Origin of the sequence: Micromonospora sp. CA-248212 (assembly GCF_050948405.1) — a bacterium.
In the GTDB taxonomy this organism is placed as follows: Bacteria; Actinomycetota; Actinomycetes; order Mycobacteriales; family Micromonosporaceae; genus Micromonospora.
This window is the reverse complement of the sequence record NZ_CP192023.1, coordinates 5,952,315-5,966,972: the sequence shown is the minus strand read 5'-3', so window position 1 is coordinate 5,966,972 and position 14,658 is coordinate 5,952,315. Positions and strand designations below refer to the sequence as shown.

The window sequence follows — 14,658 nt, the reverse complement described above, 5'->3', positions numbered from 1 at the left end:
CGTTCGCGTCAGTTACGCCCGGACGTGCCGTCGGCGAAGCCGTCCCAGGAGCTGGGTTCCGGCCCCGAGCGGTAGTAGTCGTCGCGGGAGCGGAACTCCACCGGCAGCGAGCCGGGCAGGGTGATCCGGGTGTCCCCGGCGAGCAGCGCGGGGCCGGCCCGCAGCAGCAGGACGTCGCGCTCCTGGGCGGAGAGGTCCACCAGTTGCGGGCGGGTCAGGCGGAACATGGCCACCGCCCGGCGGACCTGCTGGGCCAGCGCGACGACCTCACCCGGTGACCCACCCAGGGCCAGCGCCGGCTGCTGGATCGTCCGCAACGCGTCGCAGACGATCATCAGTTGTGGCGGCTCGGCGGGCAGCTCCAGCCGGGACGGCCACTGCCAGCGGATCTGGCCGGTCATCAGGCCGGTCACGCGGCCGGTCGGCCGGGGCCGGGGAGCGTCGTCGGCGACCAGCGAGAGCTGCGAGCCGGTGCCCACCCAGCAGATCCGCTGGTCGGTGACGGTCACCGAGACGGGCCCGGGGAGCTGCCAGGCACATCGTGTCTCCGTCGGCCCGAGCAGGTAGCCCGCCACGAGCAGCCGGTGCCGCCCGAGCACCTTCTCGCCGGGCAGCGGGCGCATGTCGTACCGCCGGTCGAGGGTGGGGCCGGCGTCGTCGTCCGGCGCGTCGAACCGGTGCGGGCCGATGAAGAAGGGGGACGCGTCGGCCTGCATCGTCACGACCTCCCGGTGAACTGGCTGTGCGTTGAGCTTCGCCGATCCGTCGGCCACTGTCATGACGCCCGTTAGGGGGTCGGCCGGTCGTGCGTCGCCTGTGACCGGTAGATGCCGATCTCCTCCGGGCGGACGAGGCCGTCCTCGATCGCACGGGCGAGCAGCGCCGCCTTTGTGGCTGCCGGTCGCCCCGCCCGGGTGTACTTGATCCGCGCGCGGTCAACGTACTGCTTCACGGTGTGCTCGCTGATCTGCATCCGACGCGCCACCGACGCCTTGGACATCGACTGGAACCAGAGCAGCAGGGCCTCCCGCTCCTTGTCGGACAGTGCCGGTCGGTCCGGTCTCGGGTCGCCGACCATCGCGCCGGCCAGCGCCGGAGGCACGTACGGGCGGTCACTCGCCGCGGCCAGCACGGTCGCCACGCAGTGTTCGCGGCCCTCGTGCTTGGCCAGGAACGCCACCGCCCCGGCGTCCAACGCGGCGAGCATGGTCTCCGGGTCGGTGTGCTCCGAGTAGACCACCACCCGCCGCCCGGTGGCGCTCAACTCGGCCAGCTTGTCCAGCGCCATCCGGCCGTGCAGCCGCAGATCGAGCAGGACGACGTCGGCGTCCGGCGCGGCGCGCAGTACCTCGTCCGGGTCGTCCCCGGTGGCCAGCACGGTCAGTCGCGGTTCGCTGGCGAGCCAGGCGCGTACCCCGTCGACGACCACCGGATGGTCGTCGACGATCGCCACCCCGACCGGCCGGTCACCGGTCATCCCGACCACCGGGTCTGCGCCCATCTGATGTCCCCGTCCCGTTCGTAAAGGTGCTGCACCGGCCCGTCCTGGTGTTCGGTGGGCGGGCCGGTCGCGTCCGGCCCCTCCCGGTCCGGCGTGACGAGGCTGACCACCACCTCGTCCGGGCCGGACACCACGGTCAGGCGGGCCCACTCCCGGGCGTCGGCGAGCAGGCTGGTGAGCGGGTCGGCCAGCCGGCGACGGATCTCCACCGGCAGTGGCGGCGGGTTGCCGATGGCGACCAGGTCGATCGGCAACCCGTTGCGTTCGGCCAGGTCCACGGCGGCCCGTAGCTCGTGCAGGAGCGGGTCGGGCACGTCGTCGGATTCGGCGATCAGGCGACGCAGCCGGGCCGCGGCCAGTACGCACCGGCTCTGCACCTCCGGGTCGGCCGGGTCCGCCTCCCCGGCGGCCAGCTCGCCGAGCACCCGCCCGGCCGCCGCGCCCACCAGGGCGAGCCGGTCACGACGTTCCTGCCGGCCCTGCTCGGCGGCGGCCCGTTCGGCGGCGATCGTGTGCATCGCCGCGGCTGCGGCGGCCCGGTCCCGGGCCAGACCGACGATCACCGCGCTGCCGGCGAAGACCGCCACCGGCAGCGTGAACGTGCCGTAGACGTACATCGTGTAGCGGGCCAGATCGGCCGCGCTCGGCGCGTACGCGAGGACGGCGGTGAGCGCGATCATCGCGTGCGTGGTCAGCAGCGCGACGAGACCGCCGACCCGCCGCCCCCACACGGCGAGCACGAAGAACCAGCCGAGCGTGCCCCACACCCAGTTGGCGGCGGTGAACAGGTGTGGCTCGCCGACCGCCGCGAAGACCGCCGCGTCGACGGCGACCAGCACCCCGGCGAGCGGCCACGGCGGCAGTGGCGTGCCGCGCAGCAGCCGGACGCCGGCCACCGCCCCGGTCACGGCGACCAGCACCCAGCCGCCGAGCACGACCGTCGGTGCGGAGAACTGCGCGCGGGTCGCCAGCACCGCCGGCAGTCCGATCGCGACGTGCCAGGCCAGCGCGATGGCGACGGCGACGATCCGGGCACCCCGGTCGGAGGCCTGGGCCACGGCGGCGGGCGCGGCGAGCACCGACTGCTCGGGCCCGTCGACCGGGCCGGGTCGAGGCACCGGTAGGGCACGAATGCCGGCGCGGTCCGCCGTCGCGCCGAGGTCAGCCGCCACCGGGCCACTCCAGTCGAATCCGGGTGCCGGCGCCGGGCGCGGAACACACCTCGGCCCGCCCGCCGACCGCCGCCATCCGCCCCTGGATCGACTCGCGCAGACCGTACCGGTGCGCGGGGACGGTGGCCGGGTCGAAGCCGGGGCCGTCGTCGACCACCTCGGCCACGATGGCGACCGCGTCGCGGCTCAGCCGCAGTGTGGTCCGCGCGCCCGGGGCGTGCCGGACCACGTTGGACAGCGCCGCGTAGGCACTCTCGGTGATCGCGTCGGCCACCCCGGCGGGCACCGCGCAGGCGGTCAGCTGCAGGCTCACCGGCAGCTCGGGCAGCCGGTCGGGCACCGTGCGCAGCCGCTCGTCGAGCGGCACCGGGCCGTCGCCGGGCGTCGGGCCGCGGTCGGTCAACGCGACGAGGGTACGCAGGTCGGCGGCGCACCGCTCACGGAACGTGGCCGACGGGCCGGGTACCGCGCCCAGCCCCACCATGGTCAGGGTGCCGAGCACCGTGTCGTGCAGGTCCCGGTTCTGCTGGCGCTCCGCCTCCCGGGCGGTCCGGGCGACCAGCGCCTCCCGGGTCAGCCGCTGGTGCTCGGCGAACGCGTCGTCGGCCCGGCCGATCCGGCGGCGCATCACCCCCGTCATCATCGCGGTGCAGGCCGTCTGCACGAGCAGGGTGGCGGCGTGTGCGCGGGCCTCGGTGACGTCGCCGGCCGCCTGCGCGCCCGTCACGTAGGCCGCGGTCACCAGCAGTCCGGCCGGGATCGACCAGCGGACCTTGGCGGTGGCCTGCGCGTTGATAACCGTGGTGCTGGCGAGCACCGCGATCCAACTGCCCTCGCCGGGCAACACCTCGGGCGCCACCAGGCGGGGGATGAGCAGGCAGGCCACTGCGGTGATCGCGACGTCACCGGCGACCAGCGCTGGCGTGATCCCGTGGCGCAGCGCGCGGACCGCGTACCAGAGCGACCACCCGGTCAGCGCGGCCACGCCGGGCAGCAGCAGGGCCGCGTCCACCGGCGGGGTACGCACCGACAGCGCCACGGCGGCGCCGACCAGCCCGCACGTCAGCCGCAGCAGGGCCGGCAGGGTGGTGAAGATGAAACTGAACGCCCCGCCGGCAGGATTGTCCAGGGTGGGCGGTGGCACGGTCGGGGCGGCAGTCGCCGGCATCGGGAGGTGTCCTTCCGACAACGACCCGGTCCCGGGTCCGCGCGGCGGAGATCGACATCGGAGAATAGCATGGCGGACGGTGAGCGTTCACCCACCGTGCGCGTGGTGTCGCCTTGTCGTCACTCTGCGCTGCGGGGTTGGATCAGGTCCCAGCGGTTGCCGTAGAGGTCGACGAAGACCGCCACCGACCCGTACGCCTCGTGCCGCGGCTCCTCGAGGAACCGCACGCCGGCCCCGACCATCCGGGCGTGAGCTGCGACGAAGTCCTCGGTGTGCAGGAACAGGCCGACCCGGCCGCCGGTCTGGTCGCCCACCCGTGCCCGTTGTTCGGCGTTGCCCGCCCGAGCCAGCAGCAGGGCCGTCTCCCGAGCCCCGGGAGGCCGGACGACCACCCAGCGTGAGCCGTCCGGGCGAGGCGTGTCCTCCACCAACTCGAAGCCGAGCCCGCCGACGTAGAAGTCGATCGCCTCGTCGTACTCGTTCACGAGCAGCGCGACCAGTCCCAGATGTGCCATCCGCCCATTCTGCCGAGGGAAGCTCCGACGGCGGCGGGCGGTGTCACCCGTGGTTGGCGGCGTCACGCGGGAACCCCGCCGGCCGCCCGGCCGTCTCATCCGGCGGTGGAGAGGTGGTGAGCGGGATGCGCCCGGGTGGAACGAAACTGGTGGGGACGCTGCTCGGCCTGGGGTTGTGCGGCCTGGTACTGACCGGCTGCGCCAGAGGGGTCGACACGCCGAAGGGCCCCGGCCCGGCCGAGATCGCCGAGAAGTGGACCTCCTGCGCCGAGATCGCCCCGCAGGCGGGCGTCATGCTGCCCGTACCCCCAGGATCGGCGACGTCGCCGCCGGCCGGGGTCGAGCCGCGCGTCGGACGGATCGACCCGGCGTTCACGCCGGTCGCCGCCGTGCTGTGCGGTCGGGACATCGTGCGGGGGGCCGCTGGCGGCCGGGAGCAGGTGGCCACCGAGCGCCGCGCCGACGACATCGGTGAAGTGGTCGCCGCCCTGGGCCTGGCCGACGAGGCACGCGGCCGCGGGGAGGTCGCCTGCACCGCCGACATGCTCGTCCCGCCCTGGCTGGCGCTGCTCGACGACCGGGGCCGCGGGTTGCGCCCGTACCTGCCGATGGATGTCTGCGGCAAGCCGCGCCCGGAGGTCCGCGCGGCGCTGGACGGGCTGCGGTTGACCACCGTCGACAGCCGTACCCTCGGAGTTGTCGAATCTGCGGCGGCCGAGGCCGCCGGATGCGCGCAGCGGTGGGCGGACATGGTGTGGGTAGAGGCCACCATCGGTGGTCCCGCCCGCGTCGCGCCCGGCACCGCGCCGAAGACCGGGCCGCTGCGGCTCTGCGTCTACCAGGTGCCCCCGTCCGAGCGCGGTGGCGGCAAACCGGCCGGTGACTTCGTGTACGGCCGGCCGCTGCCGCCCGAGCGGCAGGCGGCCGTGCTGCGGGCGTTGGCCGGCACGCGACCGGCGGCCGACTGCGCGACCCCGGCGTCCCGCTTCGCGGTGCTCCGGGCCGTCGACGACAACGGGCCGGAGTGGTACGTCGAACTCGACGCCTGCCGGCGCTTCCTGGTGGTGGCACCGCCCGGCGGGTCGCAGCTCGGGCAGGGCGACGCCGCGCTGGCGGCGCTGCTGGGGCCGAGCTGAGCCGCCTTACTGGTACTGGATCGGCAGCGCCTTCTTGCCGCCGCCGGCGATCGAACGCTTGACGTTGGTGCCGCCGGACCAGTAGTAGCAGCGCACGCCGCGATCACCGCGCTCCCACAGCGAGCGGTTCGGAAAGCGGTACGAGGTGCCGGTGCGGTAGATCAGGTCGCCGTCCACCGGCAATTTCGCGTACCGGGCGATGACCTTGCGGCAGGCGGCGTGGATGGAGTCCTCGTCCCGGGTCGAGTCAAACCAGGAGCGATCCGGCGCCATCCAGGTGCCGGCGTACTCGAACTGATGTCCGGCGGTGCAGGCGACCGGCCGCAGCATGTGCCACTTGTCCTCGTTCATGCACCCGTAGTGCAGCGGGGAGCGGCTGGCCAGGGCGTTGCGCAGCGATCCGCCCCGCTGGATCGCCGCGTCGCTCTCGCCGTTCGGGCCGTTGACCTCGTCCAGCTCGAAGATGTCGCACCGGTACCAGCGCGCGCCACCCGACCAGGCGGCCGGCGACGCCACCGTGACCTGCACCGAGAGTCGGGCGTCGCGCCAGTCGCCGCCCACGAACTGCTTCGCGCGCTTGTCGCAGTCGGCGAAGGTCGACCGCAACGTCGCCGACTCCGTCTTGGGTGGCGCGGTGCGGGTGGCCAGAGCGCCGGTGAAGGTGCCGACGTGGAAGGTTTCCACCTTGTGGGTCGTCGCGCAGTCGACGGGGGAGTAGCTGCTCAGGTACGACGTGGTTTCGGCGGTGGGGTGACACTCGTCGGCCTTCGGGACGAACTGCTGCGCCGCCGCCATCGGCCGCCAGTCGTCGGCCAGGTCACCATCCGTGCCGGCCGGCGTGCCGCAGCCCGTTAGCACCAACGTGAGGAACGCAGCCGTGAGCGCCGCCCAGCCGTACCGTCGCATGTGTTTCTCCCCGTGCCCCCGTGTCGAACGCGCGCAGCATATGGCACCGCCACGACGGACCGGCACCGTCTTCCGGTGCGGCCTGGTTGGCCTTACCGCCAGGTGTCGGGGCGGGCCAGGTCGCCAGTCGGCCGGTACCCGCCGAGGATCGCCAGGCCGTCCGCCTCGGTGTAACCGTTTCCCCAGCCCTTGCGGAACGCCTCGACGAAGCAGGGTTCGACGGTCATCTCCAGGACGTCGCTGCCCTGGCGACGGGCCCGGTACGGGCCCGCGACGAGGTCGGCGGACCTGACCTGCTGGCCCGGAGCGGGCTGCGCCCGGACCGTCAGCCAGCGGCCGGCGTCGTCGCCGACGACGAGCGAACCCTCGACGAAGGCGGCCTTCTCCGACCGGCCGAGGGTGACCGAGCATTCGAGCAGCCGTGCGCCGGCCGGCAGCGACTCCAGGCGGAACGGCACCACACAGCGGCGGGCACCGTCGAACCGCACCCGGCCCGCCGTGGCGATGGCCTCGTCGCTGGTGGGCGCGTACGTGTCCAACTGCGCCCAGAGCCCGTCGGCGGGCTGCCAGCGGACGAACCACAGCTTCTGGTCGCCGGACGGATCGAACCAGGCGACCCCTGGCCGGTCGCCGACCCGTACGTCGGTCCGGGGCTGCGGCCGGCCGGACGAGGACAGGGTCTGCGGCAACGCGTCCAGCGCCGCGACGCTGCGCGCCAGCGCGAAACGCGCCGCGCCGTCCGGGCCCCGGAACTCGACGCTCTCGGAGCCGCGCCCCGCCCGCCACGTCGCGTATTCGGCACCACCGACCAGCGCGTCCGCCGAGAAGTGCACGGTGGTGGGGTCGGCGCCGACGGCCAGCCCGTTCTGCACGGTTGCCTCCGGCAGCAGGAGCGTTGTGGCTGGCGGTATCGGGTCGTCGGCGCTGGGGATGGTCAGGCCCACCGCGGCGAGGGCCACACACGCCGCCGCCGCGCTCGCGGCGAGCAGCCCACGGCGACGTCGCCGCAGACGACGGCCGTTCTGGCGGGCGTGCTCGACGATGGGCGTCGGATCGATGTCGCCACCGGCGCGATGCGCGAGCGTGGCGGCGAGCCGCCGATCGAGGTCGCTGACCATCAGAGGTCTCCTGCCCGTGCGGGGGTTGGTGCTTCCTGCCGTCTGCGCAGCGTCGTCAGGGCGCGCTTCGCGTGGGTGCGTACCGTGCCGGTCGAGCAGGCGAGGATCCCGGCGATCGTCATGTCGTCGAGATCCTCGTAGTAGCGCAGGACGATCACGGTGCGCTGACGCGCCGGCAGGTCGGACACGAGCCGCCACAGCGCGTCGCGCTCGGCGACGCCGGCGGCCTCGTCCACGTCACCCGCCCGATCGAGTACGGCGGCGACGGTGACCTCCCGGCTGCTACGACGACGCCACCACGAGTGGTGGGCGTTGACGAGCATGCGCCGGACGTAGGCATCCGGCTGATCCGTCCGCGAGATACGCCCCCAGCGGGCGTACGCCCGGGCCAGGACATCCTGAACCAGGTCCTCGGCCCGATGCTCGTCGCCGGTCAGCAGCCGCGCGAGCCGCACCAGCGCCGAGGTGCGGGCGAACGCGTATTCCTCGAACGTCACGCCCTATTAACGCCGCGGGCCGGGTCGCCCGTAGACACCCGTTCCGACTACTTGTCGCTCACGTAGGTCCCGCGCTGCGGCACGGTCATGACCAGTCCGCGCTCGCGCAGCAGGCGCACTGCCGCCCGGACCGTGCCGCGGGCGACGCCGTACTCCTGCTGAAGCGTGGACTCGCTGGGGATCGGTCGCTTCGGTGGCAGCTCGCCGGTCTCGATCCGTTTGGCGATCACGTCTGCGAGCTGCACGTACATCGGCGTCGGAGACAGCGGATCGATCATGAACGCAACTTAGGGCACGTCCATGGACGTCTAGACCTCCAGTACGTCTATGGACGTACACATACGTACAGCGCTGCGGTGACGGCAGAGAGGTTGACAGTCGGTAGGAGGCCGGATGCGAAGGGTCAATTTCGATGACTATCTGCTGTCGACGGCACTGACCCTCGCCCGCCGTCACCGTCCGGCCTGGAGTTGGGAACGTTGGCGTTACGTGTGCCGCTGTGGTGTGGAGCTGCCCTGCCACTCTCGCCACCGCATCCCCATCAATCGGGGCCTCTGGCCGGGCGAGGACCAATGACGCGGCACGGGCCGACCCTGCCGCTCTGGCTCTGCGAGACGTGCGACCGGCCCTGGCCGTGCGTCGCGCGACGAGAGGAACTGCGGGGCGAGTACGCGGAAGCTTCGTGCGCGCTGAAGCTCTACCTGGGCATGTGCTTCGCCTCTGCCCGCCAGGACATGAGCTGCGCGCCACCGGAGGCCCTTCGGCTCCGCTTCCTCGGGTGGGTGCCGTGACCGCGTTCAAGGCGGGTGATGTCGTGCTGATCGGTGCGGCGTGTTCGGTGCAGTTCAGCGGAGACCGCGTGCTCCGCGTACGGCTCGTGTCGATCGGCGCGGTCGACGCATACCACGGGTGGGTGTGGTTGACCGGCTACGTCCTCGACGCGAAGGGCACGGCCACCGACAAGCGGGAGGTCTACGTGCGCAGCGTCGGCATCACGGCTTGTATCCCGTCGTCATCTTCAGCGCGGTGCGAGCGCTCGGCCGTCAGCTCGACCGGTCGTGTGAGCGGTGCCAGGCGGCCAACACCTGTGCTTCCTTCTCTCGGCTGATCCCGATTTCGGCGGCCCGCTCGTGGTTGCCGGTGTCCTCGCTGTCGACCAACCACCGCCAGGTGTCCCGCACGGTCAATTCGAGAGGTCGGGTGCGGAGGCCGGCGGTCTGTGCGGCAGCGGTGTCGACGTTCCACACGCCGTCGAAGGTGCGCCAGAGCGGCAGCTCGGACCACTGCCGGACACCCTGGGCGAGCAGAAATTCGTCGGGCAGCCAGGTAAAGGAGACATCGGCCCGCGTCGAGTGGGCGCAGTGCGCGAGTAGGTCCCCGAAGGTCGCGCTGGCCACCGGAGCGCAGACGTTGAACGAGCCGGCCACGTCGTCGGTGATGGCGCGTAGTGCGAAGGCCGCCAGGTCTCGTACGTCGATCGGCTGGATCGCCCGGTCGGGTGCGCCTGGTGCCAATACCTGGCCACCAGCGGCCACACGGCGTAGCCACCACGGCAGGCGACCGATGTACTCGCGCGGGCCGAGTACGACACCGGCGCGCAAGATTGTGGTTCGGTCCGCTCCGAACGCGACGAGTGCCGCTGCCTCACAGCCGGCCTTCTGGTAGCCGTAGCGACTCGGTCCGTCCTCGGTGTCGGTGCCGTACTCCGGGCCGGCGTCCGGCGGGCAGCTGAGCAGCTCGGCTCGCTCGCCCAGCGGCTTGACCGGCCAGTCCCGGTAGACGCTGAGTGTCGACACGAAGACGTAGCGATCGGCGACAGGCGCGAGCGCGCGAGCGACGTCGAGAACATTCCTCGGCACGTAGCCCGAGGTGTCGACAACGGCATCCCATGGCCCGGCCGACGCCAGAGCGGCGACGTCCTCAGTCCGGGTCCGGTCGCCTCGGATGTTCCTTACGGCTTCCAGAAAGGGATCTGACGTGCCGCGATTGAAAGTCGTCACCTCCCAGCCGGCACCGATGGCAGCCGTAACGACGGCATGCCCCACGAACCAGGTCCCGCCGAGCACCAGCAATCGCATGGGTCCATCTTTTCCGACTGGGCGGGTCTAGGCTGCCGCCCATGACGAGCCCGCTCAGCAACATGCCGCTCTACCGGCAGTTGGCTGACCTGCTCGCCAAGCAGATCGAGGAGGGCAAGCTCCGACCTGGACAGCCCTTGCCGAGCGAACTTCACTTGCAGCAGACGTACGGCGTGGCGCGCGGAACCGTCCGGATGGCGATGCGCGAGTTGCGCGAACGCGGCCTGGTCGTCACGGTGCACGCGCGAGGCACCTTCGTCGCCGAGCAAGGCTGACCCGCACCTGGCGCGGTGGTGTCCGACGAGGTGAGTCGGCTGCGGTCTCCGCTGGCTAAAGCGGGCTAACAGCTGATCGTCCGACTCGTGCTCGTGTGGTAGCGACGGACCACGAAGCGGATCTCCGGATACCGGCCGCCCTGGGTGCAGGCGACTAGAGGCAGATCCAGCAGTAGATGCTTTCCTCGTTCGTGCGCGCTCGGCGGGCCAGTCCAACGAACTCTCGCAAGCGAGACAGCATGACCTCCGGCCGCACGTCGCTGTAGCGGGACAACTCCTCGATGTGTGACCACTGCTCGGCCAGGCCCGGCAGGCGGTCGTCGGGGATCTCAGCAAGCACGTCGCGGGTGCGATCGCTCAGTACGACGACCCACGGCCCTTCGTACTCACGGTCCTCACCGGCGCCCTCCGGCCAGACAAGTCGTTCTCCGACAAGGTCGGCCTTCCAGGGCACGTCGAGGGCGAACGAGACGACCTGGCCGAGGACGACGGCCGGATCGATCCCTTTGCCGTCCACGGCATCCTCGACGGCAGAACCTTCGTCGCGCACCACCGGGCCGCCGTCGGTGGAGGCCATCAGCTTCACGACAGCTTCGTCGTCACGAGCGCGGAAGTAGTCGTACAGAACACCCACAGAGACCTCCCGATCGGCTGTCATGTCACCACTGCTGGGCGACCGGCAAAACGTACACACGGCCTGCGTCACTTTCCTGACCGGTTGGTGGGTGAACGCGATCTTGCGAAGGCTCGGTGATCGGCGATGGACTGTCTGCCGGGCCTCGGACGATGTCGCCAGACGACTCCACCAGTTCGACGAAGCGGCGCAGGATGGGCCAGGGGACGTCGCCGCCATCGGCAATGAACGTCACGTCGCTCGCCGGACGTGGTGTGAACGGCCTGCCGTCCGGCGTCGCGTCGGGAATCGTGACGGTGATGTACGGGCCGGTCCCGGGGTGCTCCGGTCAGTCCAACCAGCTCGTACTGCCACGCGTGGTCGGGCAGGCTGTAGTAGGAGTTGACCTCGTACAGCTTGCCATCGTGATCCCAGACCTCCATTCCAGGAGGATCACACGTCCTCAACAGGGCGCGACGAGTAGATCCTGGACGTCGGCCGCCAATCTGGGCCGGGAGCTGTGTTCAGCGTTTGACCTCGTACCTGGTCAGGAGCACGCCGCCAGGGAACGTCCGGGTCTCCACCAGGCTCAGGTTCACCCACTTGTCGAGGGCGGTGAAGAACGGTTTGCCGCCGCCGATCAGGACCGGGTGGGTGACCAGCACGTACTCGTCGATCAGCCCCTCTCGCATCGCCGTCGCCGCGAGAGTGGCGCCGGCGATGTCCAGCGGACCGCCGTCCCCGTCCTTGAGTCGGGTGATCTCAGCGACCGCGTCGCCGGTGTGCAGGCGGGCGTTCCAGTCGACCGTGTCGATCGTCGAGGAGAAGACCACTTTCGGCATGTCCCGCCAGCGGCCGGAGAACTCGATCGATGCCGGTGTGGCACCCGGCTGCTGGTCGGCGGTCGGCCAGTGGGAACTCATCGCCTCCCACAGTCTGCGCCCGTACAGCGCCGTGCCGGTCGCCGCCACCCGGTCGGACCAGAACTGGAACAGCTCGTCGCTCGGCACACCCCACCCGAGGTCGTCACCGGGCGCGGCGACGTAGCCGTCCAGGCTCACGCTCATACCGAAGGTCAGTTTCCGCATCGTGCCAGTCTTCCGTAAGCCGCTATCGCCTACAGACCAGCACATCGCGCGAGATTCGTCGGTGCGGCCACGCCGGGGGTCGATTCGTCATGACGCTCGGGGCCAGCCCAGGAAAACCCCCGCCCCACCGCCCGCACCTGCTTATTCTCATTCGGTAGGCACCGGATCCGGAGGATCCTCGCTTCCTGCCACGGGTGGGAAAGACACCTGAAAAGGTACGAAGGCGTGCTGGCGAGATCGCGCGGTCTGCCACGCCGACCTGGCGCTCCGATCCGGGTCCCCGTCACGCCCGACGGCACCGCTCTCTCACCACGACGGGGGCACGATGATCAGCTACCCCATCGCACAACGCGCCCGCCGGGGCCGCTTCCGGCCCGGGGTCGCGGTGGTGCTTCTGCTGGCCGGGCTGCTGAACGCCGCCACGCCGGCGTGGGGTGCCGACGGCGGTCCGACCAGCACCGTCGAGGTGGCCTCCGACGGGGACGTGGTCGGTGCCCCCACACCCCTGCGCAACGTCCCCTCGGTGATCGCCGAGGTGGCCGACGGCGAACTCATCGTCTACCGCATGCCCGGCATTCAGGGAGACCAGATCAACGCCACCGCGATGCTGTTCCTGCCCACGCAGGCACCCCCGGCCGGCGGGTGGCCACTCGTGGTCTGGGGGCACGGCACCGTCGGGTGGGCCCCGGAGTGCGCACCCAGCGTGCAACTCCAGGAGCACGGCAAGTGGGCCGACGGACCGAACGCCGCCCTGTTGGCGGCCATCCTGAAAATGAACATCGCCGTGGTCGCCCCGGACTACGAAGGACTCGGCCCGGTGGCCGACGGTGTTCCGGAGGGGCACGGCTACTACAACCTGGCCAGCGAGGGAAATTCGATGGTCTACGCGGCGGTGGCCGCGCAGCGACTCCTCGGCGACCGGCTGTCGGGTCAGTGGGTGCCGGCCGGATGGTCGGAAGGCGGCTTCGCCGCCCTGGCCGCGGCGTACTACTCCGGCCGGGCCGCCATGGCGGATCCCGACCTGGAGTACCGCGGCACCATCACCCTCGCCCCGGTACCGGACGTGCCCGCCATGAACCGGGTCCTGTGGAACGACATCGAGCGGGCCGCGCGCTCCGGTCTCCCGCCGACGGAACACCAGATCGAACAGCTCGTCTTCGCCAACGCGGAAACGATCTACTTCACCAGGACCGAACGCTACGCCGGCTACGACATCGACCCGACCGTCATCTACGGCCCGAACATGCTGAAGTTCTACCGCGAGAACTGGCGCACCTGCCTGGACGACCTCAACCGCCTGGTCAAGCAGGACATCCAGAACTACCTGGCCGCGTCCCCGGCGAACCGGCTGACCACCTATCCCGGCATCCGTGGCGACACACCGAACTCGTTGCCCGAGAACAGGCGGTTCTACGCGGAGAACCAGGGCAGGTTGGAGAACGCGACGCTGCCGGGCTCGATCCTCTGGCTGTACGGGACCGACGACATCACCAGCCCCGCCACGGTCACCTGGAACGTCGTCAACAAGATGCTGATCAACGACAACGACGTCAACCTCGCCGTCCTGGAAGGGGCGGGCCACTACGACGTCTCCACCGCCGGTCTACCGCTGATCCAGGCCCGGCTCAAGCAGCTCTTCACGATCACGTAAGGCCGTCCGATGCATCTGATGAGGCGGCAATGACCGAGGACGACAACCGTCCGCTGAAGCGGGTCGACAGCCTGGACGACCTGGTCACCTGGCTGCGGTGGCTAGCTGATGATGTCGCTCGCGATCCAGACGCGGTCGAGAACATGACCACAGACCGCTACCTGGAGGCGTGCGCGGCGTTCCTACAGGACCGAAGCCGCCTGCAGAGGCGTGCCGGCCAACCTCTCCCGGCGCAACCGACCTGGCAACTCCTCGCGGACGCCCTGCGCGCCGGCTGCTTCTACGAGTAGCCGCTACGGCCTGCGCCGTAGACGAATGGAGTCGTCAGAGCTGCTGGACGATCTGGATCGGATTGCCGTCCGGGTCGGCTGTCCACGCGATCAGCAGGCGGTCGAGCCAGCGGTGCGGTGCGGCCAGGGCGGGGGCGCCGTTCGCCGTGAGGGCCGCGTACGCGCCGGCGGTGTCGTCGGTCCAGAGGATCACCGCCGCCCGCTGACCCTGCGGCACGGGATCGAGTCCGTGGTCCTCGCGCGTGGAGGCGACCGAGGCGATACCGATCTTGTAGCCGTCGAGCGTCAGGTCGATGTGGATCGGCTCGCCCTCGGTCGGCACCCGGAAGGTCTCGGTGAAGCCGAGACCGCCGTAGAACTCGGCGGCGCGAGGGACGTCCTCGCTGAAGAGAATCACCTGAGGAGTTCGGAACATCGACACGCGGCGACGCTATCAGCGGACCCAGGCGCAGGGTCAGGTTTGGTGAGCGGCAGTGGGGCGCAGGTGTTCCCGTTGCGGGTCGTAGCAGACAAGCCCATGATCGGCCGCTAGTTGCGCTGCTGCCGCTGATACCTCGTCGGCCCGGTTGAAGGGGATCGTGCAGCGTTCCGCGACGGCATCGACGTAGGCGCGGATCCGGGCCCCTGGAGCAACCCCGACATCGATCGTC

Annotated in this window: 20 protein-coding genes; 6 read left to right on the top strand and 14 right to left on the bottom strand. The window is 71.1% G+C overall.

Annotation, left to right across the window (positions count from 1 at the left end; all coding sequences use genetic code 11):
• Nucleotides 1-8: 8 nt before the first annotated feature.
• The 5 genes from ACQP03_RS28025 to ACQP03_RS28005 all read right to left on the bottom strand — a co-directional run bounded on the left by ACQP03_RS28025 (nt 9) and on the right by ACQP03_RS28005 (nt 4,356).
• Nucleotides 9-716, bottom strand: a complete 708-nt coding sequence (locus ACQP03_RS28025) for a hypothetical protein (protein WP_357133674.1) — start codon at nt 714-716, stop codon at nt 9-11.
• A 71-nt stretch (nt 717-787) separates the two neighbouring features.
• The gene (locus tag ACQP03_RS28020) at nt 788-1,501 is read right to left on the bottom strand and encodes a response regulator transcription factor (protein ID WP_357133672.1); all 714 of its coding nucleotides are present in this window, start codon (nt 1,499-1,501) and stop codon (nt 788-790) included.
• Nucleotides 1,474-2,673, bottom strand: coding sequence for a hypothetical protein (locus ACQP03_RS28015; protein WP_396833056.1), 1,200 nt, complete (start codon nt 2,671-2,673; stop codon nt 1,474-1,476). Before ACQP03_RS28015 ends, ACQP03_RS28020 begins: the two co-directional genes overlap by 28 nt.
• Entirely contained in the window at nt 2,663-3,841 is a 1,179-nt protein-coding gene (locus tag ACQP03_RS28010) for a sensor histidine kinase (RefSeq protein ID WP_357133670.1), read from the bottom strand. Before ACQP03_RS28010 ends, ACQP03_RS28015 begins: the two co-directional genes overlap by 11 nt.
• Nucleotides 3,842-3,960: 119 nt before the next feature.
• On the bottom strand, nt 3,961-4,356 hold the full coding sequence (locus tag ACQP03_RS28005) for a VOC family protein (RefSeq protein ID WP_363661197.1): 396 nt from the start codon (nt 4,354-4,356) through the stop codon (nt 3,961-3,963).
• A gap of 116 nt (nt 4,357-4,472) precedes the next feature.
• Here ACQP03_RS28005 and ACQP03_RS28000 point away from each other — a divergent pair, with 116 nt between their 5' ends.
• On the top strand, nt 4,473-5,492 hold the full coding sequence (locus ACQP03_RS28000) for a hypothetical protein (RefSeq protein WP_433459041.1): 1,020 nt from the start codon (nt 4,473-4,475) through the stop codon (nt 5,490-5,492).
• A 6-nt stretch (nt 5,493-5,498) separates the two neighbouring features.
• On the opposite strand, the gene ACQP03_RS27995 is transcribed toward ACQP03_RS28000, so the two are convergent.
• From ACQP03_RS27995 to ACQP03_RS27980, 4 genes are all read right to left on the bottom strand, one after another.
• On the bottom strand, nt 5,499-6,398 hold the full coding sequence (locus ACQP03_RS27995; RefSeq protein ID WP_357133666.1) for a septum formation family protein: 900 nt from the start codon (nt 6,396-6,398) through the stop codon (nt 5,499-5,501).
• Nucleotides 6,399-6,490: 92 nt separating this feature from the next.
• Complete coding sequence (locus tag ACQP03_RS27990; protein ID WP_357133664.1) at nt 6,491-7,516, bottom strand: hypothetical protein; 1,026 nt, start codon at nt 7,514-7,516, stop codon at nt 6,491-6,493.
• Entirely contained in the window at nt 7,516-8,013 is a 498-nt protein-coding gene (locus ACQP03_RS27985; protein WP_357398614.1) for a SigE family RNA polymerase sigma factor, read from the bottom strand. Before ACQP03_RS27985 ends, ACQP03_RS27990 begins: the two co-directional genes overlap by 1 nt.
• Nucleotides 8,014-8,060: 47 nt before the next feature.
• Nucleotides 8,061-8,291, bottom strand: coding sequence for a GntR family transcriptional regulator (locus tag ACQP03_RS27980; RefSeq protein ID WP_357133660.1), 231 nt, complete (start codon nt 8,289-8,291; stop codon nt 8,061-8,063).
• Between the two features lie 294 nt (nt 8,292-8,585).
• Here ACQP03_RS27980 and ACQP03_RS27975 point away from each other — a divergent pair, with 294 nt between their 5' ends.
• Nucleotides 8,586-8,804, top strand: a complete 219-nt coding sequence (locus ACQP03_RS27975; protein WP_357398611.1) for a hypothetical protein — start codon at nt 8,586-8,588, stop codon at nt 8,802-8,804.
• Nucleotides 8,801-9,121, top strand: a complete 321-nt coding sequence (locus ACQP03_RS27970) for a hypothetical protein (RefSeq protein WP_363661195.1) — start codon at nt 8,801-8,803, stop codon at nt 9,119-9,121. Before ACQP03_RS27975 ends, ACQP03_RS27970 begins: the two co-directional genes overlap by 4 nt.
• On the opposite strand, the gene ACQP03_RS27965 is transcribed toward ACQP03_RS27970, so the two are convergent.
• Nucleotides 9,057-10,091, bottom strand: a complete 1,035-nt coding sequence (locus tag ACQP03_RS27965; RefSeq protein ID WP_357174709.1) for an NAD-dependent epimerase/dehydratase family protein — start codon at nt 10,089-10,091, stop codon at nt 9,057-9,059. The two genes, ACQP03_RS27970 and ACQP03_RS27965, sit on opposite strands and share 65 nt — an antisense overlap.
• Before the next feature lie 41 nt (nt 10,092-10,132).
• Between ACQP03_RS27965 and ACQP03_RS27960 the strand changes: the two genes are divergently transcribed.
• The gene (locus ACQP03_RS27960) at nt 10,133-10,366 is read left to right on the top strand and encodes a GntR family transcriptional regulator (RefSeq protein ID WP_357174712.1); all 234 of its coding nucleotides are present in this window, start codon (nt 10,133-10,135) and stop codon (nt 10,364-10,366) included.
• Between the two features lie 154 nt (nt 10,367-10,520).
• Here ACQP03_RS27960 and ACQP03_RS27955 read toward each other — a convergent pair whose 3' ends face one another.
• From ACQP03_RS27955 to ACQP03_RS27945, 3 genes are all read right to left on the bottom strand, one after another.
• Nucleotides 10,521-11,000: a hypothetical protein gene (locus ACQP03_RS27955; RefSeq protein WP_357174716.1), complete on the bottom strand. Its 480-nt coding sequence runs from the start codon at nt 10,998-11,000 to the stop codon at nt 10,521-10,523.
• A 25-nt stretch (nt 11,001-11,025) separates the two neighbouring features.
• Nucleotides 11,026-11,235 (bottom strand): hypothetical protein, encoded by a 210-nt coding sequence (locus tag ACQP03_RS27950; RefSeq protein WP_357174719.1) that lies wholly within the window; start codon nt 11,233-11,235, stop codon nt 11,026-11,028.
• A gap of 268 nt (nt 11,236-11,503) precedes the next feature.
• Nucleotides 11,504-12,067: a dihydrofolate reductase family protein gene (locus ACQP03_RS27945; protein WP_357133646.1), complete on the bottom strand. Its 564-nt coding sequence runs from the start codon at nt 12,065-12,067 to the stop codon at nt 11,504-11,506.
• 325 nt (nt 12,068-12,392) lie between these two features.
• On the opposite strand from ACQP03_RS27945, the gene ACQP03_RS27940 reads away from it, so the two are divergent.
• Both ACQP03_RS27940 and ACQP03_RS27935 read left to right on the top strand, forming a co-directional pair.
• The gene (locus tag ACQP03_RS27940) at nt 12,393-13,718 is read left to right on the top strand and encodes a hypothetical protein (protein ID WP_357398604.1); all 1,326 of its coding nucleotides are present in this window, start codon (nt 12,393-12,395) and stop codon (nt 13,716-13,718) included.
• 29 nt (nt 13,719-13,747) lie between these two features.
• Entirely contained in the window at nt 13,748-14,008 is a 261-nt protein-coding gene (locus ACQP03_RS27935; protein ID WP_357133642.1) for a DUF7660 family protein, read from the top strand.
• Between the two features lie 34 nt (nt 14,009-14,042).
• Here the strand turns inward: ACQP03_RS27935 and ACQP03_RS27930 are convergent, their stop codons facing one another.
• A complete protein-coding gene (locus ACQP03_RS27930; RefSeq protein ID WP_357133695.1) occupies nt 14,043-14,423 on the bottom strand; it encodes a VOC family protein in 381 nt (126 codons plus the stop codon).
• Nucleotides 14,424-14,658 lie beyond the last annotated feature (235 nt).